24 protein-coding genes and 4 tRNA genes are annotated in these 21,495 nt (G+C 68.5%); 14 read left to right on the top strand and 14 right to left on the bottom strand.

All coding sequences use genetic code 11. The annotated features are described in order from the left end of the window. Positions 1-18: 18 nt before the first annotated feature. Positions 19-867 (bottom strand): helix-turn-helix transcriptional regulator, encoded by an 849-nt coding sequence (locus ASH02_RS10740; RefSeq protein WP_057294726.1) that lies wholly within the window; start codon positions 865-867, stop codon positions 19-21. A 111-nt stretch (positions 868-978) separates the two neighbouring features. Between ASH02_RS10740 and ASH02_RS10735 the strand changes: the two genes are divergently transcribed. Genes ASH02_RS10735 through ASH02_RS10725 form a run of 3 tightly spaced genes read left to right on the top strand, consistent with a single transcriptional unit; the run spans position 979 to position 3,345 of the window. Then, complete coding sequence (locus ASH02_RS10735; RefSeq protein ID WP_057294725.1) at positions 979-1,716, top strand: SDR family NAD(P)-dependent oxidoreductase; 738 nt, start codon at positions 979-981, stop codon at positions 1,714-1,716. A 49-nt stretch (positions 1,717-1,765) separates the two neighbouring features. Beyond that, on the top strand, positions 1,766-2,338 hold the full coding sequence (locus ASH02_RS10730) for an AAA family ATPase (RefSeq protein WP_057294724.1): 573 nt from the start codon (positions 1,766-1,768) through the stop codon (positions 2,336-2,338). Further along, positions 2,335-3,345 (top strand): nitronate monooxygenase, encoded by a 1,011-nt coding sequence (locus tag ASH02_RS10725; RefSeq protein ID WP_200959119.1) that lies wholly within the window; start codon positions 2,335-2,337, stop codon positions 3,343-3,345. Before ASH02_RS10730 ends, ASH02_RS10725 begins: the two co-directional genes overlap by 4 nt. A 15-nt stretch (positions 3,346-3,360) precedes the next feature. Here the strand turns inward: ASH02_RS10725 and ASH02_RS10720 are convergent, their stop codons facing one another. From ASH02_RS10720 to pgsA, 8 genes are all read right to left on the bottom strand, one after another. After that, positions 3,361-4,392, bottom strand: coding sequence for a signal peptidase I (locus ASH02_RS10720; protein WP_082620855.1), 1,032 nt, complete (start codon positions 4,390-4,392; stop codon positions 3,361-3,363). Next, positions 4,389-4,952 carry a SipW-dependent-type signal peptide-containing protein gene (locus ASH02_RS10715; protein WP_162262584.1) on the bottom strand — a complete coding sequence of 188 codons (564 nt, stop codon included), beginning with the start codon at positions 4,950-4,952 and terminating at the stop codon, positions 4,389-4,391. Before ASH02_RS10715 ends, ASH02_RS10720 begins: the two co-directional genes overlap by 4 nt. Before the next feature lie 55 nt (positions 4,953-5,007). Continuing rightward, on the bottom strand, positions 5,008-5,610 hold the full coding sequence (locus ASH02_RS10710) for a hypothetical protein (protein ID WP_156393506.1): 603 nt from the start codon (positions 5,608-5,610) through the stop codon (positions 5,008-5,010). A 44-nt stretch (positions 5,611-5,654) separates the two neighbouring features. Continuing rightward, positions 5,655-6,188: a signal peptidase I gene (locus tag ASH02_RS10705; protein WP_057294721.1), complete on the bottom strand. Its 534-nt coding sequence runs from the start codon at positions 6,186-6,188 to the stop codon at positions 5,655-5,657. Continuing rightward, positions 6,188-6,742, bottom strand: coding sequence for an alternate-type signal peptide domain-containing protein (locus tag ASH02_RS10700; RefSeq protein ID WP_056677388.1), 555 nt, complete (start codon positions 6,740-6,742; stop codon positions 6,188-6,190). Before ASH02_RS10700 ends, ASH02_RS10705 begins: the two co-directional genes overlap by 1 nt. Before the next feature lie 130 nt (positions 6,743-6,872). Next, complete coding sequence (locus ASH02_RS10695) at positions 6,873-7,433, bottom strand: DUF6891 domain-containing protein (protein WP_156393505.1); 561 nt, start codon at positions 7,431-7,433, stop codon at positions 6,873-6,875. Positions 7,434-7,449: 16 nt separating this feature from the next. Next, positions 7,450-8,379, bottom strand: a complete 930-nt coding sequence (pdxS, locus tag ASH02_RS10690) for a pyridoxal 5'-phosphate synthase lyase subunit PdxS (RefSeq protein ID WP_056677384.1) — start codon at positions 8,377-8,379, stop codon at positions 7,450-7,452. Positions 8,380-8,471: 92 nt separating this feature from the next. After that, on the bottom strand, positions 8,472-9,089 hold the full coding sequence (gene pgsA / locus ASH02_RS10685) for a phosphatidylinositol phosphate synthase (protein ID WP_056677381.1): 618 nt from the start codon (positions 9,087-9,089) through the stop codon (positions 8,472-8,474). 94 nt (positions 9,090-9,183) lie between these two features. Here pgsA and ASH02_RS27280 point away from each other — a divergent pair, with 94 nt between their 5' ends. The 4 genes from ASH02_RS27280 to ASH02_RS10670 all read left to right on the top strand — a co-directional run bounded on the left by ASH02_RS27280 (position 9,184) and on the right by ASH02_RS10670 (position 11,979). After that, on the top strand, positions 9,184-9,315 hold the full coding sequence (locus ASH02_RS27280) for a hypothetical protein (RefSeq protein WP_268788277.1): 132 nt from the start codon (positions 9,184-9,186) through the stop codon (positions 9,313-9,315). Continuing rightward, positions 9,312-10,460 (top strand): N(5)-(carboxyethyl)ornithine synthase, encoded by a 1,149-nt coding sequence (locus ASH02_RS10680; protein ID WP_056677377.1) that lies wholly within the window; start codon positions 9,312-9,314, stop codon positions 10,458-10,460. Before ASH02_RS27280 ends, ASH02_RS10680 begins: the two co-directional genes overlap by 4 nt. A gap of 104 nt (positions 10,461-10,564) precedes the next feature. Beyond that, on the top strand, positions 10,565-11,197 hold the full coding sequence (locus ASH02_RS10675; protein ID WP_082620853.1) for a TetR/AcrR family transcriptional regulator: 633 nt from the start codon (positions 10,565-10,567) through the stop codon (positions 11,195-11,197). Beyond that, positions 11,194-11,979: a maleylpyruvate isomerase family mycothiol-dependent enzyme gene (locus ASH02_RS10670; RefSeq protein ID WP_200959117.1), complete on the top strand. Its 786-nt coding sequence runs from the start codon at positions 11,194-11,196 to the stop codon at positions 11,977-11,979. Before ASH02_RS10675 ends, ASH02_RS10670 begins: the two co-directional genes overlap by 4 nt. A 10-nt stretch (positions 11,980-11,989) precedes the next feature. On the opposite strand, the gene ASH02_RS10665 is transcribed toward ASH02_RS10670, so the two are convergent. The 3 genes from ASH02_RS10665 to thrS are packed head-to-tail and all read right to left on the bottom strand — an operon-like array spanning position 11,990 to position 15,285. After that, a complete protein-coding gene (locus ASH02_RS10665; protein WP_057294719.1) occupies positions 11,990-12,751 on the bottom strand; it encodes an inositol monophosphatase family protein in 762 nt (253 codons plus the stop codon). Next, positions 12,748-13,281 (bottom strand): HIT family protein, encoded by a 534-nt coding sequence (locus ASH02_RS10660; RefSeq protein WP_057294718.1) that lies wholly within the window; start codon positions 13,279-13,281, stop codon positions 12,748-12,750. Before ASH02_RS10660 ends, ASH02_RS10665 begins: the two co-directional genes overlap by 4 nt. A 12-nt stretch (positions 13,282-13,293) precedes the next feature. Next, the gene (thrS, locus tag ASH02_RS10655) at positions 13,294-15,285 is read right to left on the bottom strand and encodes a threonine--tRNA ligase (RefSeq protein WP_057294717.1); all 1,992 of its coding nucleotides are present in this window, start codon (positions 15,283-15,285) and stop codon (positions 13,294-13,296) included. 224 nt (positions 15,286-15,509) lie between these two features. Between thrS and ASH02_RS10650 the strand changes: the two genes are divergently transcribed. Beyond that, positions 15,510-17,465 carry a sulfatase family protein gene (locus tag ASH02_RS10650; protein ID WP_056677363.1) on the top strand — a complete coding sequence of 652 codons (1,956 nt, stop codon included), beginning with the start codon at positions 15,510-15,512 and terminating at the stop codon, positions 17,463-17,465. A 29-nt stretch (positions 17,466-17,494) separates the two neighbouring features. Continuing rightward, positions 17,495-18,067, top strand: coding sequence for a dihydrofolate reductase family protein (locus ASH02_RS10645; protein WP_056677360.1), 573 nt, complete (start codon positions 17,495-17,497; stop codon positions 18,065-18,067). Between the two features lie 232 nt (positions 18,068-18,299). On the opposite strand, the gene ASH02_RS10640 is transcribed toward ASH02_RS10645, so the two are convergent. Beyond that, a tRNA-Val gene (locus ASH02_RS10640) sits at positions 18,300-18,374 on the bottom strand. Between the two features lie 151 nt (positions 18,375-18,525). Between ASH02_RS10640 and ASH02_RS10635 the strand changes: the two genes are divergently transcribed. Then, positions 18,526-18,957, top strand: a complete 432-nt coding sequence (locus ASH02_RS10635) for an SsgA family sporulation/cell division regulator (RefSeq protein WP_162250913.1) — start codon at positions 18,526-18,528, stop codon at positions 18,955-18,957. Positions 18,958-18,972: 15 nt separating this feature from the next. On the opposite strand, the gene ASH02_RS10630 is transcribed toward ASH02_RS10635, so the two are convergent. Next, positions 18,973-19,794 carry an aminotransferase class IV gene (locus ASH02_RS10630; RefSeq protein ID WP_057294716.1) on the bottom strand — a complete coding sequence of 274 codons (822 nt, stop codon included), beginning with the start codon at positions 19,792-19,794 and terminating at the stop codon, positions 18,973-18,975. A gap of 128 nt (positions 19,795-19,922) precedes the next feature. Between ASH02_RS10630 and ASH02_RS10625 the strand changes: the two genes are divergently transcribed. The 4 genes from ASH02_RS10625 to ASH02_RS10610 all read left to right on the top strand — a co-directional run bounded on the left by ASH02_RS10625 (position 19,923) and on the right by ASH02_RS10610 (position 21,370). Continuing rightward, positions 19,923-19,995: transfer RNA gene (locus ASH02_RS10625), tRNA-Gly, on the top strand. A gap of 20 nt (positions 19,996-20,015) precedes the next feature. After that, a tRNA-Cys gene (locus ASH02_RS10620) sits at positions 20,016-20,086 on the top strand. Positions 20,087-20,128: 42 nt separating this feature from the next. Next, positions 20,129-20,200, top strand: a tRNA-Val gene (locus ASH02_RS10615). Positions 20,201-20,392: 192 nt separating this feature from the next. Then, entirely contained in the window at positions 20,393-21,370 is a 978-nt protein-coding gene (locus ASH02_RS10610) for a hypothetical protein (protein ID WP_057294715.1), read from the top strand. The last annotated feature ends 125 nt before the right edge of the window (positions 21,371-21,495 follow it).

The following is a 21,495-nucleotide window of genomic DNA, read 5'->3' as shown; positions in this document are numbered from 1 at the left end:
TCGTAGGAGTGGGTCGGGTCAGCCTCGCGACTGACCCGAGAACTGCATGCCGATGACCCGCAACAGGTCGAGCTTCTCGGCCGCCTCCGACCCGGGCTCGGCCGAATACACGATGACCGACTGGTCGGTGTCGGGCAGCACCATGGAGTCGCACTCGAGGGTGAGGTCGCCGACCTCCGGATGCCGGATCGTCTTGGTGTGGCTGCGCCAGGGGGCGACGTCGGTCTCGGTCCAGAGCCGCCGGAAGTCGGCACTGGCCTCACGCAACCTGTCGATCAGGTCGCGCAGCCCGGCGTCGTGGGGATACTTCGCGGCGGCGGCGCGCAGGCTGCCCACCGACTGTCCGGCACTCTGCGCCGCCTCCTCCGGGGTGTTGGCGACGCGTCCCTGCTCGCCCAGGAACCGCTGCCACACGATGTTGCGCTCTCGCACGGGCAGCCGGGTCCAGTCACCGAGGAGCGCCGACGCCATGGAGTTCCACGCCAGGAAGTCACCCTTGGCGCTCATCACGATGACCGGCAGGTCGTTGAGCCGGTCGAGCAGGCGCTGGATGCTGGGGCGCACGTGCAGGTCGATCGTGTCCGTGCGCGGCAGGCGCACGTCGGCCAGCTCGAACAGCTCTGCCCGGGCGTCGTCGTTGAGCCGAAGCGCCCGGGCCAGCGCGGAGAGCACCCCGGGCGACGGGTGCGGACCACGTGCCTGCTCGAGGCGTACGACGTAGTCGACGCTGACTCCTGCCAGGGCGGCCACCTCTTCGCGTCGCAGTCCCGGCACCCTCCGGCGTTCGCCGGAGGGCATGCCCACGTCGTCGGGGCTGATCCGCGAACGCGCCTGTCTGAGCAGCCGGGCGATCTCGGGACGGTTCACCTGACCAGTCTCGCTCACGACGGTCCGGGAGACACCCCGTGAAGGTAGGACTGCGCGTCCCAGGCTCGTCAGGCACTGGAGCCCGTCCGCCGTCGCGCGCACGGTTGCCGCATGACCACTGAACACGACACACCTGGACACACCACGACAAGGGCGCTGGTCACCGGCGCCAACAAGGGCATCGGCTTCGAGACGGTGCGTCAGCTGCTCGGCCTCGGCTGGCAGGTCTGGCTCGGCGCACGCGACGAAGAGCTCGGAGCGAAGGCCGTCGCCGAGCTCGCACCGCTCGGCGACGTACGACTGCTGGTCGTCGACGTCACCTCGGACCAGTCGGTCGAGGCGGCGGTCGCCACGATCACCGAGGACGGCGGCCTCGACGTCCTGGTCAACAACGCGGGCATCGCCGGGGCCCTGGCCGCACCGGGTGAGACCGTCCCGACGGACTTCATCCCCGTCTATGGCGTGAACGTGCTCGGGCCGGTCCGGATGACGCACGCGTTCCTGCCTCTGCTTCGCGACTCCGCCAACCCGCGGATCGTCAACGTGTCCAGCGGCATGGGGTCGTTCGGCGTCACCACCGACTCGGGCCGGCTCGAGTCGACCCTCTATGGCCTGGTCTACCCGTCGTCGAAGAGCGCACTGAACATGATCACCACGATGTACGCCAAGTCCCTGCCCTGGTTGAAGATCAACGCCGTCGACCCGGGCTACACAGCCACCGACCTCAACGGCCACAACGGTGTGCAGTCGGTCGAGACGGGGGCAGTTCCCGTCGTACGGATGGCGAGCATCGGCACGGACGGCCCGACCGGCACGTTCACCGGGCAGGAGGGCGATCTCCCCTGGTGAGCCGGTAAATCCCGTTGCCCGCCGGACCGGCTGCTGACACCGTGGCGCCATGCACCTCGTCGTACTCTTCGGTCCCCCGGCCGCCGGCAAGATGACCGTCGGCCAGGAACTCGCGCGACGCACCGGCTACAAGCTGTTCCACAACCACATGTCGATCGAGCCGGTGCTCGACGTCTTCGACTTCGGCACCCCGTCGTTCAACCGGCTCACCCGCCAGCTGCGCGCGGACGTCATCAAGGAGTCGGTGGTGGCCGGGCTTCCGGGACTGATCTTCACGCTGGTCCTGGCGCTGGACCTCGACGAGGACACCAGCGGTGTGGCCGACCTGGTCGCGCCGGTCGTCGACGCCGGGGAGCGGGTCGACTTCGTCGAGCTGGTGGCTCCCCTCGAGATCTGCCTCGCCCGCGAGGGCACCGAGAACCGCCTGCGCCACAAGAGGTACAAGACCGATGTGGACTGGGCGACCGCGCACAACCAGGAGATGCACGAGAAGCACCGGTTCAACACGGAGGGCGACTTCCCCCTGGACTTTCCCCACTCGGTCGTGGAGAACGTCGGGTCGTCACCGAGTGACACGGCCGTGAAGATCATCGACCTGCTCGGGCTAACCTCGATCGGGTGAGCTTCCTCGAGCGACCGAACCCGATCATCAGCGCGCCGATGGCCGGCGCCAGCACACCGGCCCTCGCGGCAGCCGTGTCCGAGGCCGGTGGCCTGGGCTTCCTCGCCGCCGGCTACCTGTCGGTCGACGCGATGGCCGACGAGGTGACGGTATACCGCTCACTCACCGACGCGCCGGTGGCGATCAACCTCTTCACGCCGCAGACCGACCGCTCGCTGGAGCTCGGCTCCCGCCTGGACGCCTACCGGGCCGAGGTGGCCGAGACCGCGGGCAGGTACGGCGTCACACCGGGCGACCCGTCGTTCGACGACGACACGTTCGAGGGCAAGGTCGCGTGGCTGGTTGCCCACCCGGTCGACGTCGTCACCTTCACGTTCGGGCCCGTTCCGCCCGCCACTGTCTTCCGGTTGCAGGAGGTCGGCACGACGGTCGGGTTCACCGTCACCTCGGCCCACGAGGCGCAGCAGGCGACCGGGCTGGGCGCCGACTTCGTGGTCGCGCAGGGGTGCGAGGCGGGCGGTCACCGCGGCACGTGGCACCTCTCCGACCGGCCCAACGAAATGTCCGCCCTCGAGGTCACCGCTGCGGCGGTCGATGCGTCGGGACTACCCGTGATCGCGGCCGGTGGCGTCGACGGACCGGCCGCCGTGCGCGCACTCCTCGATGCCGGCGCCGAGTCTGTCGCCGTGGGCACGCTGTTCCTCGCCGCGGAGGAGAGCAAGGCACCGGCCGCGCACCAGGACGCGTTGACGTCCGGCGCGTTCACCTCGGCCACGGTCACCCGCGCATTCAGTGGTCGTTTCGCGCGGGCGCTGGTCAACGACTTCGTCCGCGCCCACGACGGCCACGCCCCCTCGGCGTACCCGAACGTGCACCACCTCACGAAACCGATCCGTACGGCGGCCGCGTCGGCCGGCGACCCACAGGCGATGGCCCTGTGGGCCGGCTCGGGACATGCGGCGGCCACGCGACGGAGTGCAGCCGAGATCGTCTCCGCCCTGCTGTGACGGACCCTCTGCGCATCAGAAGTGACCGCAGTCCGTACCGAGACCGAGGGTGCGCGTGCGGAAGTTCGAGGTGATCGAGCCGCTGGAGAGCCACGCGTTGGTCCCGGTGGGCACGGCACGGATGCGGGCCACGAAGTTGGTGCTGAGCAAATTGCCGAGCAACCCGGTGGTGAAGGTGATGCTGGTGCTCGTCTGGAAACCCGAGTAGGCGACGGCTCCATCGCTCACCCGGGTGGCCGTCACGTAGTAGCTGTAGTTCGGGCCGGCCGAGGTCCACGAGACTGTGGCGTTGACCCCTGGGGTGCAGACCGGTGCTGTCGGTGCCGGAACTGTCAACGCGGTGAGTGAACCGCCCGTCACGACGGCCGTGTCGGAGAAGGTCGCCATGGTGCTGATCGGGGCCAGGCAGACTCCCCCGGCGACGAGCATGCCGGTCGTGCTCACAGCCGCGGCCCTTCGTGTCGCCCTGCGCACGGATCTCCGCGGTTTCTTGCGCACACCACCGATGCGAGTACCGCCCCCGTCCCCTGCGCCGTCGCTGTCGCCGTCGTCCTTCTCGCGCCGGCCCCGGCCGAACGCCGAGACCAGCAGGAACGTCACGAACCCGCCGCACACCAGCAGGCCCCACGGCGTACTGGCCGCGTTGACGACGTGACCGGCCCACGGCACGTCGGCGAAGACCCGGTAGGCGGAGTCGACGGGATACGCCTCGGCGTCGGGCGCAGCGTTGGCGTCGCCCTTCAGGTGGAGGACGGTGCCGTCCTCGGTGCGGTCGATGGAGACGATGCGGTGGGTGATGCGCACGTTGCGGCCACTCATGACGCTGACCACGTCACCGACCTCGAGCTCCGACGCGGGTACGTCACGCGCCAGCCCCAGGGCACCGGACTCGATCCCGGGCGACATCGACCCGGACTTGAAGACCAGCGGTCGCACGTCGAGGACCAGGGCCAGTGCACCCAGCACGAGGCAGAGCACTCCCAGGCCGGCGCCGAGCCACAGCGCACCCTCACGCAACCGGCCGGCCCACGTCGTACGCGCGCTCATGACGTCTTCTGGCTCGCGGTGAAGGTCAGCGCGATCGAACCGGTCTTGCCCTGGTTGAGGTTGTCTGCCGCCTGGTCGAGGCCCACGACGATGCACAGCCCCTGGGTGCCGCCCGCGGGGATCTCCTGTGCGGTGGTGATGACCGACTTGTTGGTGGCGTCGACGGCCTGGGCAGTGCCCAGCGACGCGCCCGTGCAGGTGTCCTGCTGCGGGTAGGTGGTGTCCGCGACGGCCGTGCCGGAGTACACCTGCACCGTGATCGGGGTTCCGGAGAACGTCCAGGTGGGCGAGACACCACGAGTCGCGGTCGCGACGTAGGTGAACGGCGGGTTCCCAACGTTCTTGACGCTGAGGTCGAAGGCCTTGCGCTCCCCGGGAGCGAGGTTGCTCCACGTGATTGCCGTCTTCGCGTAGTTCGCTCCCGTGCCGACGGCACCGGTGGTGTCGAACTGCAGGTCCATCGCGCCCGAGGTGATCGGTCCCCCGGAGACCACGGCGGTGTCGCTCCAATAGGCGTACGTGCCGATCGACCCGAACCCCACCAAGAGCCCCAGGCTCAACAACGCCCGCACCTTGCCGTTCCCGGAAGCCCCCCGCGTCCTCGACCTCCTGCCCTCAGCGTGCCGTGCCATGACCTGTCTCCCCTCGCCTTCCACGCTTCATCAGCGCCAGCCCCGTGCCGATCGCGATCCCTGCCACCACGAGCGTCCAGCCCACAGCGGGCGCGCCGGTGTCCGGCAGCCCTGCGCCCGGCAAGCCGTCACCACCGTCGTCACCAGGCCCTGCGCCGGCATCCGCATCCGCCAGGGTCACCATGAAGCGGAACCCGACGTGGTCACGCTGGCTGTCGTTGGCGGAGGCCGGATCGAAGCTGGCCCGCACCTGCACCCTGCGGGAGTCGCCGGCCGGAAGCGCGCTGTGCTCCCACCGGTAGGCCCCGTCCCTCTGCTCGAGGGCGACCCATCCTTGATCCCCCACGCGGGTCTCGATGCGCAGGTCGTCGTCGCGCAGCAGCCTGTCGGGGTCACGACTCTCGACGCTGATCGTCAACGTGCCCGAGTCGTCTGCCTGGTTGCGCACGTAGAACGCCGCCGTGCGCACGTCGCCCGGCACCCACAGCAGCCGCGAGTCGAACAGCGAACCGTCGAGATGGTCGGCCCAGGTTCGGCCGTCCCGGCTGACGCCGAGCTCGTCGGCTGCGTGAGCCGACGAAGGCATGAGGCTGAGTAGACACATCGTGACGACCACCAGGGACCTGATCATCAGCTCGCCCGTTCCTTGCGGCGGTCGCGCACGGCACCGGTCAGCATGAACGCGGCATACCCGAGAAGGAATGCAGCAACGGCGTAGACCGCCATCTGCCTCTCCTTTCCGTTCAGCATGTTGTTCACGTAGCCGAGGTATCTCACCGAGTACCACTTCTCGCCCTTGACCTGGACCGGTCTGACCCACTCCTCGTCAGCTGTGTCGTTCGCGTCGCCCTGCGTCTGGAACTGGATCTCGCCCACGCTGTTGAACCCCTTGGCAACCACCCGGTGCGTCACCACGGTCGCCTTGCCCGACTCGCGCTGGTAGGTGATCACGGAGCCGACCCGGACGTCGTCCTCGTCGACCGGCCTGACCACCACGAGCGTTCCCGGCGGCATGTCCGGCTTCATCGAACCCGTCAGGATCGTGTACGGCGTTGCCCCGCCGAGCCTGGGGATGAGAACCGCCACCACCAGGATCACCACGACGCTCAGGATCACCAGCCAGGAGAGGACCCGGCCGACCCACCCGAGTGGGCCCCGGACCATCAGGCTTCGGTCTGGGTCAACGTCACCGTGATGGCGTCGAGAGTCGCCGCGAGGTTCTGGGTGTCGTTGGCGTTGATCGCGGCCACGTCACCGAAGGGGAACTCCACGGCCAGCGTCGCGGTCACGACGTCGCCGTCGTTCGCACTGGTGACCTGCACCGGAAGAGGTGCGTCGTCCTGGTCGACGTAGGTGGCGTCGACGTTGAGCACCAACGTGGTCGGCTCCGGAGTGCTGGTCACGGTCACGTCGGCGGTGTCCGGCGTCGTGAGCGTCGCAGTGAGGTTGTCACCGGCTGCGGCAATGGTGAACTCGCAGTCCTTGACGATCGTGTCGCCGGGCACGATCAAGCCCACGGCCTGGCCGGCCTTGGCATTGCCCGGCCCGTAGACCCATCCTGCGTCGCAGGTGGCGTCGCTCAGCGAGAGCTCCCCGGAATCGATGTCACCGCCGCTCAACGGGGTCGAGTCGCTCCAGTAGGCCAGCGAACCGGCCCCACCGAGCAACAACACTGCCGCAGCCGCCGCGGCGATCGAACCCTTGGTCGACTTCTTCATTTCTGCTCCCTGTCATCAGTCGTAGTGCAGGGAAGTACAGTCCCCTGTCACGACTACTCAACGGTGGTCTAGACCCCTCCTGACGCCAGACTCGCAGAAATAGTCATATCGGGCCATGGTGCCTAGTCATTCATGGGGCGGGGCGGCGTTGCCAGAACGCGGTGACCTCGATGCGGCCCTCGTCGAACCTGGCAGTCAGTCCGTGGCGTGAGAAGCAGGAGAGGACTGCGTCGAGCAGGTGGTCACCAGGTGCCGCGTTGGCCGTGGAGGCGTGCCAGAGGTTGACCTCGAGCATGCCCTCGTCGATGGCGTGCCAGACGTCGGGGGGTGTGAACCACAAGATGCCGCGCAGGCTCGCTCCGTCACGCTCGAGCTCTGCCTTTGCCGCCCAGTGGTCGGCCACGCCCTGCAGAACGCGTACGCCGTGCGACGCGCACTCGGCGAAGACGGCCTGGAGCCGGTCGAAGTCCGTCGTCTCGGGCCAGGCGCCCGACTCCGAGCGCAGGTCGGCTCCCGCCTTGGCCAGCCAGGCCCGGGCCAGGATGGTCGCGTCGGTGCCGGGCATCTCTGCGTCGATCGCCTGCACGACCTCGGCCAGCATGTCGGGAGATGACAGGAGCCCGGCACGCACCTGGAGGCGGGCGAAGTCGACCAACTCCTCCTCGGGCGTACGCCGGGCTCCTCGAGTCACCATGTGATGCGGCAGGTCACCAGCCGCGCTCGGCGAGGCGGTGTGGCTGCGGGATGTCCTCGACGTTGATGCCGACCATCGCCTCGCCGAGACCGCGGGAGACCTTGGCGACCACGTCGGGGTCGTCGTAGAAGGTGGTGGCCTTGACGATCGCCTCGGCGCGTTGGGCCGGGTTGCCGGACTTGAAGATGCCCGAGCCGACGAACACGCCCTCGGCGCCGAGCTGCATCATCATCGCCGCGTCGGCCGGAGTGGCGATGCCACCCGCGGTGAACAGCACGACCGGGAGCTTGCCGTGGGCGGCAACCTCCTTGACCAGCTCGTAGGGTGCCTGCAGCTCCTTCGCGGCGACGTAGAGCTCGTCGGCGCTGAGCGCGCCGAGCCGGCGGATCTCCCCGTTGATCGTGCGCATGTGGGTGACCGCGTTGGAGACGTCGCCGGTGCCGGCCTCGCCCTTGGAGCGGATCATCGCCGCACCCTCGGTGATGCGGCGCAGCGCCTCACCGAGGTTGGTCGCACCGCAGACGAAGGGGACCGTGAAGGTCCACTTGTCGATGTGGTTGGCGTAGTCGGCCGGGGTGAGCACCTCGGACTCGTCGATGTAGTCGACACCGAGGGACTGCAGGATCTGTGCCTCGGCGAAGTGACCGATGCGGGCCTTGGCCATCACCGGGATCGAGACGGCGGCAATGATGGAGTCGATCATGTCGGGGTCGCTCATCCGCGACACGCCACCCTGGGCGCGGATGTCGGCGGGAACGCGCTCGAGCGCCATCACCGCCACGGCGCCGGCGTCCTCGGCGATCTTGGCCTGCTCGGCGTTGACGACGTCCATGATCACGCCGCCCTTGAGCATCTCGGCCATGCCGCGCTTGACGCCGGACGTGCCCGTCGCCTGCGCCTGCTGCGCGGGGACGACGGTGGTTTCGGGGGAATCAGTTGCCATGGCTCCAGCCTAGTCGCCTGTACACCGTTCAGTTCACCCGGGCCGGTGGTACGGCCGGCCCCGTCGACCGACCGGCTTCCGCGGTGGTGGGATCAGGAGTTCGCGGCCTCGGCGTACGCCTGCTGGCGGACCGTCCAGACCCGCTGGAAGACGGTGACGGTGCTGGCCACGGCCAGCGCCCAGAGGGTGACCTCCATCAGGATGGGCAGGTCGAAGATCGCGCTGAAGCCGGTCATCACGAGGATCGAGACCAGCCGGTCGGAGCGCTCCGCGATGCCGACCTTGGCATGGAAGCCCATGCCCTCGGCCTTGGCCCGGGCGTACGACGTCACCGAACCCATCACCAGGCACAGCAGGGAGAGCACCAGGTAGAGGCGGCTGTCACCGGGGCCGGCGTAGTAGAGCACCAGGCCACCGAAGATCGCGCCGTCCCCGATGCGGTCGAGGGTCGAGTCGAGGAAGGCACCGAAGCGGTTCGTCTTCCCGGTGACCCGCGCCATGTGGCCGTCGATGAGGTCGCTGAAGACGAACGCGGTGATGAACAGCACCCCGGTCAGCAGCTTGCCCTGGGGGAAGAACACCAGGGCGCCGGTGCAGACCCCGAGAGTGCCGACGAAGGTCACCGCGTCGGCACTGATGCCGAGCTTGATGAACAACCTCGCAATGGGGTTGAGCAACTTGGTCCAGAACGCGCGAAATCTCTCCAACATGGCGGGTGCAGGGTATCGCCCCACCGGCGGGGTTGCAGCGTCGGCGTAGCGTGGAGGGCACGGAGCCAACCAGGCTTTCAATCAGGGAGCCACCATGGCCGACAAGTCGCCACGGCAAGGAATGTCCAAGAAGTCCGCAAAGTCCATCAAGGAGAAGCGGGCCGACAAGCACGCAAAGACCGCCGCCGCCTCCGACATGCACAAGCTCGCCGAAAAGAAACGGTGACTGCGCCACAGGCCCTGAGCCTGGGTGTCGTCGCGACCTCCGCCAAGGAGAACGAGCGGCGACTGCCGATCCACCCCGAGCACTTCCGGCGCCTCGCCCCGGAGGTGCGCGCCCGCATCACCCTCGAGCACGGGTACGGCGAACGCTTCGGCCACACCGACGCCTCGTTGGCCGACCAGGTGGCCGGGTTCGCCACGCGTGAGGAGCTGCTCGCCACCTCCGACGTCGTCCTTCTTCCGAAGCCACAGCTGGCAGACGTCGAGGCCCTGCACGACGGCCAGGTCCTCTGGGGCTGGCCGCACTGTGTGCAGGACACCGCGCTCACCCAGGCAGCGATCGACCGCAAGCTGACCCTGGTCGCGTTCGAGGCGATGAACCACTGGACCCGCGACGGCACCGTCGGCCTGCACGTCTTCCACAAGAACAACGAGCTGGCCGGCTACTGCTCCGTGATCCACGCCCTGACGCTGGGCGGCATCACCGGCAGCTACGGGCGCAAGCTCACCGCCGTGGTCATCGGGTTCGGCGCCACCGCTCGTGGCGCGGTGACCGCCCTGAGCGCCAGCGGCATCCACGACGTCCGGGTGCTGACCATCCGTGACGTGGCCGCCGTGGCGTCGCCGATCCACTCGGTGCGCATCCACCGCTTCGAGCACGACCCGGAAGCGCCGGCCCTCAGCCAGGTCTTCACCGACGCCGGCAAGGTGCCGCTGGCGCCGTTCCTCGCGGAGAGCGACATCGTCGTCAACTGCACGCTGCAGGACACCGCGGCGCCGCTGACCTACCTGCGCACCGAGGACCTCGACGCCTTCCGGCCCGGCAGCCTGATCGTCGACGTCTCGTGCGACGAGGAGATGGGCTTCAGCTGGGCCCGGCCGACCACCTTCGACGACCCGATGTTCAACGTGGGCAACCACATCGGCTACTACGCGGTCGACCACACCCCGTCGTACCTCTGGAGCTCGGCCACGTGGGAGAACAGTGAGGCGCTGCTGCCGTTCGTGCCCACGGTCCTGGCCGGACCCGAGGCCTGGGCCGCCGACGAGACCATCCGGCGGTCGATCGAGATCCAGGACGGGCAGATCGTGAACCCGGCGATCCTGGCGTTCCAGGGCCGCACCGATGCAGGAGTCCTCATCAGCTGAGTGGACCCGCGGTGGCTGCGGGCTCGAGAAGGGCCCGCGCCGCCGTGGCATCCGAGGTCGCCCACCCCTTGACACGGAGGCGATCCCGGCGCACGCTCCTAACTATGTTAGATGCGCCTAACCGCGATAGGAACGCCGAACGTCGCGAGGCCACGCGGCGCGAGATCGTCGAAGCCGCATGGGCGATCGCCCGCGAGTCGGGTCTCGCCGAGCTGACCCTGCGCGACGTCGCTGCTCGCGTCGGGATGCGAGCACCGTCGCTCTACTCCCACTTCGCCTCGAAGAACGCGATCTACGACGCCATGTTCGGTCAGGCATGGAGCGAGTACGAGTCGTCGGTGCTGGCCTTGGAAGGCGCGCTGCCCCAGCACCCCCGCGCCGCCGCCAAGCAGTACGGGCGCCATTTCTTCGACTTCGCCGTCGACGACCTCCCGCGCCACCAGTTGATGAACCAGCGGGTCATCCCGGGGTTCGAACCGAGCCCTGAGTCCTACGCCCCCGCCGTACGCGTTCTCGAGCGCGCGGCCGCGAACGTCCGCGAGCTCGGGGTCACCTCCGAGGACGACTTCGCGATCCTGATCGCCCTGATCGGTGGTCTGATCAACCAGCACCACGCCAACGACCCCGGTGGCGACAGGTACGCCGGGCTCCTCGACCGCGCGATCGACATGTGGGCCGATGCCGTCGGCCTTCCCGCCGAAGATCCCGCTCCTCCCTCGAGAAAGTCCGCCCCATGAACCACGCGGCCCCCCTTGCCCCCACACGCGCCCCACGGCGCTCACAGCTGCCCCGTCACACGGCGATGCAGCTGGCCGCCACCGAGTACGACCGCATGTCCGCAATGCTCGCCGAGCTGCGGCCCGACGACTGGAGCCTGCGCACGGACTGCGCCGAATGGGATGTGCGACAACTCGCCTCGCACCTTCTCGGGATGGCGAGCATGGTCACCAGCCCGATGGAAGTCGCCCGTCAGCAGAAGGCTGCCAAGAAGGTGCACGCCACGCGCGGTGGCCAGATGATCGACTCACTGACCCAGGTCCAGGTCGACGAGCGCGCCGACCGCGGTCCGGCCGAGCTCGTCGCAGAGGCCGAGAGGATCGGCCGCAGGGCCGTCCGGGGCCGCCGACTGCTGGCCATCGCCGGAGGCCGCATGAAGCTGCCCGAGCCGGAGCAGGTCGACGGCCGCTCCGAGTACTGGACGGTGGGCTACCTGATGGGCACCATCCTCACCCGCGACCCGTGGATGCACCGGATCGACCTGGCCCGGGCCACCGGCCACGCACTCGAGCTCACGCCCGAGCACGACGGTGTGATCGTCGACGACGTGGTGCGCGAGTGGGCAGAACGGCACGGGCAGGCGTACCACCTCGAACTCACCGGCCCAGCGGGGGGTCAGTGGGCGTCCGACGAGCTGCGTTCCGGCACCGACACGATCGCGATGGACGCCGTCGAGTTCTGCCGCATCCTCTCAGGCAGGGCCACCGGCACGGGGCTGCTGACCACGTCGGTCCCGTTCTGATCCCGACAGGTCAACCCGCGTCGAGAGCCGCGCACACCTCGTCGACGGCAGTGGGCACCCCGGCCACGGACCAGACCACTCCTGCTGCCGTCGTACGGCGGGCGGCGCCGCCCACACCCCGCACGATCGCAGAGCCGGGCAACCAGTCCCATGCGGGCACCGAGTGCTGGAAGAGCACGTCCATCTGCCCCCTGGCCACGGCCATGTGGTCCATCGTCCCGGAGCCGAGCATCCGCAGCGTCGCGGCGCCGTCGACCGCCCGTGTGAAGGCGGCGCCGACCTCGCCGGCGTAGAACGGGGGATGCAGGTACGTCGAGGCGCACGACTCCGCCAGCGGCCTGTCCTCGATCCGGGGAAGCAGCTCCCCGTTGCGAGTCGACGGGAGGTCCGGCCCGCCGACGTACACCTCGTCACGCGCCGGGTGGTGCACCGCGCCGAGCAGCACGTCGTCGCGGTCCGTCAGGGCCACGGCGGAGCACCACCAGTCCATGCCGCGGAAGAAGTTGTAGGTGCCGTCCACAGGGTCGATCACCCACGTGCGACCGGACGTACCGAGGTGGTCGGTGCCCTCCTCCCCCACGATCGAGTCGTCGGGGCGGGCCTCGCGAAGGGCGCGGACGATCAGGGCCTCGGCGGCGTGGTCGGCGGCCGTGACGATGTCGGCCACGTTCGTCTTCTGCTGCGAGCCGAGACCGTCGGACCGCATGCGCGCGGCCAGTTGCCCGGCCTCACGCACGAGCCGGGCGGCGAGTTCCGCGTCCGGGACCGTCATTCGGCTCTGGCCCACGCCTCGGCCAGCAGACGTCGGGTGTCCTGGAGGAGCTGCGGAAGGGTCTTGGTGCCGCCGACGACGGTGATGAAGTTGGAGTCGCCCGACCAGCGGGGTACGACGTGCTGGTGCAGGTGGTCGGCCAAGGAACCGCCGGCCGGGCCGCCCAGGTTGAGCCCGACGTTGAAGGCGTGCGGGTTGCTGACGCCCCTGATCACCCGGATGGCCCGCTGGGTGAGGGCCATCAGCTCGGAGGACTCCGGTTCGGTCAGCTCCTCGAGCCCGGCCACGTGCCGGTAGGGAACCACCATCAGGTGACCCGGGTTGTAGGGATGCAGATTGAGGACGGCGTACGCCTGCTCACCCCGGGCGACCACCAGGGACTCCTCGTCGGGCAGTCCCGGGATCGAGCAGAACGGGCAGCCGTCACCCTCCGTCGCCGTGCGGACGTAGGCCATCCGGTGGGGGGTCCAGATCCGTTCCAGGCCGTCCTGCTCCCCCGGCCCCTGCTGGTGGAACCCTTCCGACGCCACCGCGGCGCCCCCTCAGACCTGTTCGCGTGACTCGACGGCGGCGGCCACCCGGGCGATCGCCTCGGCCAACGGCACCCCGTTGTCCTGGCGGCCGTCGCGGTAGCGGAACGACACCGCACCGGCCTCCACGTCGGCGTCGCCGGCGATCATCATGAACGGCACCTTCTGCAGCTGCGCGTTGCGGATCTTCTTCTGCATCCGGTCGTCGGACAGGTCGACCTCGGCGCGCAGTCCCTGCGCCTTCATGGTGCGGGCCACCTCGAGGAGATAGTCGTTGTGGCGCTCCGCGATCGGGATGCCCTGCACCTGCACCGGTGCGAGCCAGGGCGGGAACGCGCCGGCGTAGTGCTCGACCAGCACGCCCATGAACCGCTCGATCGAGCCGAACTTGGCCGAGTGGATCATCACCGGCTGCTGACGCGTGCCGTCGGCGGCGACGTACTCGAGGTTGAACCGGTCGGCCGACGGCTGGTTGAAGTCGTACTGGACGGTGCCCATCTGCCAGGTGCGGCCGATCGCGTCACGCGCCTGCACGGAGATCTTCGGGCCGTAGTACGCCGCGCCGCCGGGGTCGGGAACCAGCTCCAGGCCGGTGGCCGTGGCCACCTCCTCGAGGACCTTGGTGGCGATCGCCCAGTCCTCGTCGGAGCCGATGAACTTGTCCTTCGACGCGTCTCGGGTCGACAGCTCCAGGTAGAAGTCGTCGATCCCGAAGTCGCGGAGGAGCGACAACATGAAGTTCAGCAGGTGCGCCACCTCGTCGGGTGCCTGCTCGGGGGTCACGTAGGAGTGCGAGTCGTCCTGCGCGAAGCCGCGCACGCGGGTCAGGCCGTGGATCACGCCGGACTTCTCGTGCCGGTAGACGTGGCCGAACTCGAACAGGCGCAGCGGCAGCTCGCGGTACGAGCGCTGCCGCGAGCGGTAGATCAGGTTGTGCATCGGGCAGTTCATCGCCTTGAGGCGGTAGTCCATGCCGTCGACGTCGAGGGGCGGGTACATGCCCTCGCCGTAGTAGGGCAGGTGCCCGGAAGTGTGGAACAGTTCCTCCTTGGCGATGTGCGGCGTACCGACGTAGTCGAAGCCCTCCTCGATGTGCCGCTCGCGGACGTAGTCCTCCATGGCCCGCTTGATCACGCCGCCCTTGGGGTGGAAGACCGGCAGGCCCGACCCGATCTCGTCGGGGAAGCTGAACAGGTCCAGCTCGCGGCCGAGCTTGCGGTGGTCTCGGCGCTCGGCCTCCTCGATGCGGTGGAGGTGCTCCTCGAGGGCCTCCTTGGTCTCCCAGGCGGTGCCGTAGATGCGCTGGAGCTGCTTGTTCTTCTCGTCGCCGCGCCAGTAGGCCGCCGCGCTGCGCATCAGCTTGAACGCCGGGATGCGCTTGGTGGTGGGCAGGTGCGGGCCACGGCAGAGGTCCTTCCAGACCGTCTCGCCGTTGCGGTTCAGGTTGTCGTAAATGGTCAGCTCGCCCTCGCCGACCTCGACGCTCGCCCCTTCGGCCGCATCCTCGGCCTTGCCGCCGCCCTTGAGGCCGATCAGCTCGATCTTGTAGGGCTCGTCCTGGAGCTCGTTGATCGCCTCGGCGTCCGGGATCGGACGGCGGGAGAACTTCTGGCCCTCCTTGATGATCTTGCGCATCCGCGACTCGATCTTGACGAGGTCCTCGGGGTGGAACGGGGTCTCGACGTCGAAGTCGTAGTAGAAGCCGTTCTCGATCGGCGGCCCGATGCCGAGCTTGGCGTCGGGGAAGAGGTCCTGGACGGCCTGGGCCAGCACGTGCGCGGTGGAGTGGCGCAGGATGTCGCGGCCGTCGGCGCTCTCGATGACCACGCCCTCGACGACGTCACCGTCACCGAGCTCGTAGGCGAGGTCCTTGAGGGCGTCGCCGACCCGGGCCGCGATCACGGTCGGGTCGTCCTTGAACAGCTCCCAGGCCCGGGTGCCCGTCGTCACGGTCTGCTCCTCGCGCGCATCGGCGTGGGCGAGGACGACGTGGATGTCGGACACTGGTTCTCCTTGGTGGGGCGTGCGGTGGTGTCGCCGGTCCGGCGACAGGGCGATCGTATCGGCCCGGCCAGCCGTGGCGCCCTCGGGTTTCCGTCCCGCCGACGGCGCACCCGCGCGACTGTCCACGGGTCGGTGGGTCAGCCGTTCCGTCTTTCCACGGACGCCTACCATCGGCATGTGCTCGGGCGAACTTGTGCGGGCGTATCCCGCGGACTGAGGACTTGATGCAGAAGAGCAAGCGCGCGTTGCTGGTCGGACTCGCCGTGGCCCTGGTGGCCTGCGGTGGATATGTCGTCTACGACAGGGTCAACGACGACGGACCGGTGAAGAAGACCGAGGTGGTCCTGCCGCAGTCGCCGTACGACTCCGGCAAGGACGAGCCCCGCAAGACGCGGGTCTACGTCGACAACTCGGGCCCGACGGTCAGCGTCTCGGTGCGTACGGCGACGAAGCCGTGGACCGACCAGCTCTCCGTGACGGTCAACGGCAGGACCACGGAGCTGCGGCGGGGCCGGATCCCACTCGGCGGCTGCGCCCCGCATGTGGTGGCCGAGCCCACCTCGATGCTGACCCGCCTCGACTTCGACCGCACGTGTGTCAAGAAGTCGGCGGACCTCAAGGTCTCGGTGGCCGTCGACGGTGCCGGTCCGGTGCGCGCCACGGCGGCCGAGACCGCGAAGCCGAACGTCCTGATGATCATGGTCGACGACATGCGCGCCGACGACCTGCGCTACATGCCCAACGTGCAGAAGCTGATCGGCAAGCAGGGCGTCAACTTCACCAACGCGTTCGCCAGCTTCCCGTTGTGCTGCCCTGCCCGCGCCTCGGTGATGTCGGGCCAGTACCCGCACAACCACGGCGTCTGGTCCCATGACCCGCCGTGGGGCTTCCCGTCGTTCGACGACGCGGAGACCTTCCCGGTGTGGCTGACGGCCGCCGGCTACCGCACGACGTACCTCGGCAAGTACCTCAACGGCTACGGCAGCCAGCCCGAGCCGGGCAGGACCACGGGCACGTCCACGCAGTACGTGCCCCAGGGCTGGGCGCTCTGGAACGGATCCATCGACGGCGGCCTCTCCCCCTCGGACCCCGACGACGGCGGTACCTACCGCTACTGGGACACCACGCTCAACAACAACGGTGACGGCTACATCTCGCTCAAGGGCAAGTACCAGACCAACGCGTACGCCGACATGACCAACGAGATGGTCTCGGAGTCCGCAGCCGCTGACGACCCGTTCTTCCACTACGTCTCGTTCACCGCACCCCACCACGGCGGTCCGCACGAGTCCGACGACCCGCCGGACGTCAAGACGCCGGCCCGGCCCAAGCGCATGCGCGGTGCCTTCGACGACATCATCAAGAAGGCACCCGGTGCGACTTGGAAGGACCCCGACCGCCAGGCCGACAAGCCGAAGCGGCTCCAGGGCCACCCGTCCAAGGACAAGATGAAGCAGGTCCTCCAGCTCACCCGCCAGCGCGCCGAGTCGTTGTACGTCGTCGACGGCGCCGTGAAGCGGATGATCGCCAACCTGAAGAAGACCGGCAAGCTCGACAACACCGTGGTCGTCTTCACCAGCGACAACGGCTACTTCCTCGGCGAGCAGGGCATCCCCACCGGCAAGGTGCTCCCCTACGAGCCGTCCCTGCGGGTGCCGCTGCTGATGCGCGGGCCGGGCATCCCCAAGGGCGAGGTGCGCACCGACCCGTTCCTCTCGATCGACTACGCCTCGACGTTCTCCGACCTCGGCGACGCAAAGGTCGGCCCGGCCGTCGACGGTCGCAGCATGCTCGACGTGGTCCGCCTGGGCGACGAGACGAGCGGCGACTCCTGGAGCCGGGTCGTCCTCACCGAGACCACGCCGACCAACGCGGTCCGCGACGCCCTGGCCGCGAAGCAGCCGGTCGGAGCCCGCACCGCCGAGATGATGCTGGGCAAGGTCACCGGCATCCGGACCGGGCAGTACCTCTACACCGAGTGGCAGGCCGAGCCGGGCGACCCGAAGTCCAACATCCGCCAGGAGCTGTACGACGTCCGCAGCGACCCCAACGAGTACAAGAACCTGGCCCTCGACCCGAAGCAGGAGTCGCTCCTCGCCGAGTTCCACAAGATCCTCGTGCGGGCCCGCACCTGCGTCGGGCCCGAGTGCGAGTTCCTGCTGCCGCGCAACCTGCGCTGAGCCCCACTCACGGGGCGTAGCGTCGGGCCATGGCCCGGACGCAGTACTACACCGCAACGAGCGCCGACGGGTTCATCGCCGACGCCGACAACTCGCTGGACTGGCTCTTCGAGGTCCCGCACGACGAGGACGCCGACGCCGGCGGCTGGGACGAGTTCATCGCCGGCGTCGGCGTCATGGCGATGGGGTCGACGACCTACGAGTGGGTCCTCGAGCACGACCAGATCCTGGCCGACCCGGCGAAGTGGAAGTCCTTCTACGACGAGCGCCCGTGCTGGGTGTTCACGCACCGGGAGCTGCCACCGATCCCCGGCGTCGACATCCGCTTCGTCTCCGGCCCGGTCGAGTCGTCGTACGACGACATGGTGGCGGCCTCCGACGGCCGCAACCTCTGGGTCGTGGGCGGCGGCGACCTGGTCGGGCAGTTCGACGACGCCCGGCTCCTCGACGAGATCATCCTCAACCTGACGCCGGTGTTCCTCGGCTCCGGCGCCCCGCTGCTCCCCCGCCGGATCACGTCGTCGCGGGTCCGGCTGCGGTCGGCGTACGCCGAGGGCCAGCGTGTCCGCATCACCTTCGACGTCAGTCGCGACCCGTCGTGAGTCCCAATCGACCTGTCGTGAGTTCCAATCGACCTGTCGCCAGTTTCGATCGACCCGTCGCCAGTTCGGCCGGGCTCCAAGAAATCACGACAGGTCACCCGGAACGCAGCACGACAGAGGCCGGCTTCCCGTGGGGAAACCGGCCTCTGACCTGCAAGAACGTGGTGGGCGATACTGGGTTCGAACCAGTGACCTCTTCGGTGCAAACGGCAGAGCCGCGCTACCTCTGCGGTGGTGGGCGATACTGGGTTCGAACCAGTGACCTCTTCGGTGTGAACGAAGCGCGCTACCACTGCGCCAATCGCCCGCAGGTGCGCCGGAAACACTAGCGCATGGTCCCGGGCATCACGGAATCCACCCCCGTTCGGAATGTGACCCAGATTTCATCTTGACACGCGTCATGATTTTCGCGGCTGTGCGTTTCATCCCTGACACCCCAGTTCCAGGGAGGACCCGAGATGCACTTCGACCGAAGCCGCTCAGCCGACACCGTGACGCAGGAGATCACCATGCGTTGTGTCGACGCCGACGGCGAGACCGTCGTCCTCGAAGCGACCCTCGGGTACGACGCGGCCGACCCCTACGCCGTCACCGCGACGTTCCGCACCGAGATCTGCGAGGTCGTGTGGACCTTCGCCCGCGACCTCCTGACCCGCGGCCTGACCGATCCGACCGGCGAGGGCGACGTGCACGTCTGGCCGTGCCTCGACGCCAACGGCCGGGCGGTCGTCATCATCGAGCTCTGCTCCCCCGACGGCGAGCTGCTCGTGCAGGCGCCGACGACCGAGATCACCAAGTTCGTGAACCGGACCCTGGCCCGCGTGCCGGTCGGCACCGAGAGCACCCGCATCGACGTCGACGAGCTGATTGACCAGCTGCTCGCCGTCTGAGCATACTGAGCTGACTCACGGGTCGAGCTGAGCGACCTCCTGGCGAGCCCACACCTCGGCGACCTCCTTGGTGACCGGACCGGGCGCCGGGTAGTCACGTCCGTCGAGCTGGTGCACGCCCTGCACGTCACGGGTCGTCGAGACCAGGAACATCTCACTGGCCCCCTCCAGCACGGACAGCGGCTCGTCGACCTCGCGACCGCCGTACCACTCGAGCACGAGCGCCCGGGTGACGCCGGCGAGGCAGCCGCTGGCCAGGGTCGGCGTCCGCAGCTCGCCGTCGACGACGTAGAAGAGGTTGCTGCCGGTGCCCTCACAGATGTTGCCGGCGAGGTTGCCGAACAGCGCCTCGGTCGCCCCCTTCTCGGCCGCGTGGGCCAGCGCGACGACGTTCTCGGCGTACGACGTGGTCTTCAGCCCGGCCAGCGCCCCGCGCTCGTTGCGCGGCCACGGCACCGTCACCAGCGACGTCGTCGGTGGGTAGGGGTCCATCGACGCCGCCACGACGACGAGCGTCGCGGGCGCGTCGCCACGCCCGGACCCGAGCGGCGCGACTCCCCCGGTGTAGGTGATCCGGATCCGGCCCAACGGCAGGTCCTGACCCTCGAGCGCCTCGGCGACCGCACCCCGCACCTGGTCGAGGTCGACCGGCGGCAGACCGAGGCCCTTGGCACTACGAGCCAGGCGCTCGACATGCCGCGTCAGCGCGAACGCCTGACCGTCCATGACCTTGATCGCCTCGAAGACTCCGTCGCCGACCGTGAAGCCGTGGTCGGACACGGTCACCGCCGGAGCCTGCGGGTCGGTGAGCAGATTGCCGTTGATCCATACGCGCATGACTGCAATCTATCGGGGCGTACGGCGACCCGACAGACCGGCAACACGCAGTTCCGGACCCCGATTTTGCGTGTCTGGGGGTCTCGGCTAATGTTCTCTTCGCACCGCCGGTCAGCCGGAGGTCGCAAGCGGACATAGCTCAGTTGGTAGAGCGCAACCTTGCCAAGGTTGAGGTCGCGAGTTCGAGTCTCGTTGTCCGCTCGGAGAGTTTCTGCCTCCACGGTGGAGTGGCCGAGAGGCGAGGCAACGGACTGCAAATCCGTCTACACGGGTTCAAATCCCGTCTCCACCTCGATAGCCCGATCTGCCGGAATGTGGGATCTTGGGACATCACGGGCGATTGGCGCAGCGGTAGCGCGCTTCCCTGACACGGAAGAGGTCACTGGTTCAAACCCAGTATCGCCCACAGAGAAACAGCAGGTCAGAGGCCCTCTCGAGGGCCTCTTTCCAATTCTGGGAGCATACCTGGCGCGGTCGGGCTCGGCCGTTCCTCGCCAGCCGCAGTGGCCGCACTTTCGATCCAGTCGTCCTGCGGAGTAGCGACGCGGCCACCGAAATCGGCGCGCCGATCGGGACTTCTGTCACTACGGTTCGAGTCATGGCGATCTTCCAAAAGCGCAAGCGTGCCGAGCATCGGTTCGAGCACGTCGGGGCGCTCCAATCACCTCCTGGCTTCGACGAGCTAATCACCGTGAGCGCCGGACCATCGGGTTCCGTCGCTCTCTGGGCGGATGCCACTGCCCGGAGCGATATCGAGGCGCACTTCGAAAGCCTTGGCTCTGCCAGCTTCCCCGAGACTCGCACGTCGTCTCGGCCCCAGGTGGCCCTGTGCGCGTACCGCTCTGCCTCCATGGCACCCGCGCACGCTGTGGTCCTGGAGGAGCTGCCGATTGCCCATCCGCTCATACAGGAGCTGCCCAACGGAGACTTCCTCGTCGTTGGCGCAAGGTGTGCGTGGCGTCCTGAAGGACCAGAGCGCAACGCCCTGATCGTCGGGCACGACGGCGCAGTCGTGCACGAGGGCACGCTGGGCGACGGAATCGAGCACATGCTCGTTGACGACAGCGGGGGGATCTGGGTCGGCTACTTCGACGAAGGGATCTTCGGCAACTTCGGCTGGGGCAGCCCCGGACCCGAGCCCCTGGGATCGGCGGGCATAGTCCGATGGTCACCCATGTTCGAGAAGCTGTGGGAGTACGAGGCGATCGACGACTACTGGCTCGCCGACTGTTATGCGCTCAACGTCGATTCCGATCGAGTCTGGGCTTGCCCCTACACGGATTTCTCGATCCTGGAGATCGCCTCCGACCAGGCCACCGCTCGCGCGACGACTGACGTCAGTGGCCCGCGCGCGCTGCTTATAGCCGGTGAGAAGGTGGCGCTGATGGGCGACTACAAGTTCGGCGGATCGCTTCTGCTCGGGAACCTGGACAACCTGAGTCGTCTCAAGAAGAGCGAAATCGGGATACCTGACGGCCGTCGGATGCCTCCCGGCACGCTGGTCTGTCGCGGCAGCGTTGCCCACTTCTTCGTCGACGCGGACTGGTTCACCTTCGACCTGGCACGAGCGATCTGACCACACGGGGAGTCCATGACCCAGGAGAGGACGGGATGAGGAATTGAGATGAGGCGAAGACGGAGACAGTTCCAGTGACCTCGGATTCCGCCTTCGGTACTCGTCACCCAGGCGGCGCGCAGCGA

The sequence above is a fragment of the Nocardioides sp. Soil796 genome (genome assembly GCF_001429525.1).
GTDB lineage: Bacteria > Actinomycetota > Actinomycetes > Propionibacteriales > Nocardioidaceae > Nocardioides.
The sequence above is the reverse complement of the archived record's forward strand: the minus strand, read 5'-3'. Positions and strand labels throughout refer to the sequence as shown.

Coding starts and splice junctions, on each gene's coding strand:
- ASH02_RS10720 (WP_082620855.1), bottom strand. CDS start 4,392: ATGAGCGCGCGTACGACGTGGGCCGGCCGGTTGCGTGAGGGTGCGCTG.
- ASH02_RS10645 (WP_056677360.1), top strand. CDS start 17,495: ATGGCCCGGACGCAGTACTACACCGCAACGAGCGCCGACGGGTTCATC.
- ASH02_RS10705 (WP_057294721.1), bottom strand. CDS start 6,188: ATGGTCCGGGGCCCACTCGGGTGGGTCGGCCGGGTCCTCTCCTGGCTG.
- ASH02_RS10700 (WP_056677388.1), bottom strand. CDS start 6,742: ATGAAGAAGTCGACCAAGGGTTCGATCGCCGCGGCGGCTGCGGCAGTG.
- pdxS (WP_056677384.1), bottom strand. CDS start 8,379: ATGGCAACTGATTCCCCCGAAACCACCGTCGTCCCCGCGCAGCAGGCG.
- ASH02_RS10635 (WP_162250913.1), top strand. CDS start 18,526: ATGCACTTCGACCGAAGCCGCTCAGCCGACACCGTGACGCAGGAGATC.
- ASH02_RS10650 (WP_056677363.1), top strand. CDS start 15,510: ATGCAGAAGAGCAAGCGCGCGTTGCTGGTCGGACTCGCCGTGGCCCTG.
- pgsA (WP_056677381.1), bottom strand. CDS start 9,089: ATGTTGGAGAGATTTCGCGCGTTCTGGACCAAGTTGCTCAACCCCATT.
- ASH02_RS10730 (WP_057294724.1), top strand. CDS start 1,766: ATGCACCTCGTCGTACTCTTCGGTCCCCCGGCCGCCGGCAAGATGACC.
- ASH02_RS10670 (WP_200959117.1), top strand. CDS start 11,194: ATGAACCACGCGGCCCCCCTTGCCCCCACACGCGCCCCACGGCGCTCA.
- ASH02_RS10675 (WP_082620853.1), top strand. CDS start 10,565: ATGTTAGATGCGCCTAACCGCGATAGGAACGCCGAACGTCGCGAGGCC.
- ASH02_RS10710 (WP_156393506.1), bottom strand. CDS start 5,610: ATGCCTTCGTCGGCTCACGCAGCCGACGAGCTCGGCGTCAGCCGGGAC.
- ASH02_RS10735 (WP_057294725.1), top strand. CDS start 979: ATGACCACTGAACACGACACACCTGGACACACCACGACAAGGGCGCTG.
- ASH02_RS10610 (WP_057294715.1), top strand. CDS start 20,393: ATGGCGATCTTCCAAAAGCGCAAGCGTGCCGAGCATCGGTTCGAGCAC.
- ASH02_RS27280 (WP_268788277.1), top strand. CDS start 9,184: ATGGCCGACAAGTCGCCACGGCAAGGAATGTCCAAGAAGTCCGCAAAG.
- ASH02_RS10665 (WP_057294719.1), bottom strand. CDS start 12,751: ATGACGGTCCCGGACGCGGAACTCGCCGCCCGGCTCGTGCGTGAGGCC.
- ASH02_RS10630 (WP_057294716.1), bottom strand. CDS start 19,794: ATGCGCGTATGGATCAACGGCAATCTGCTCACCGACCCGCAGGCTCCG.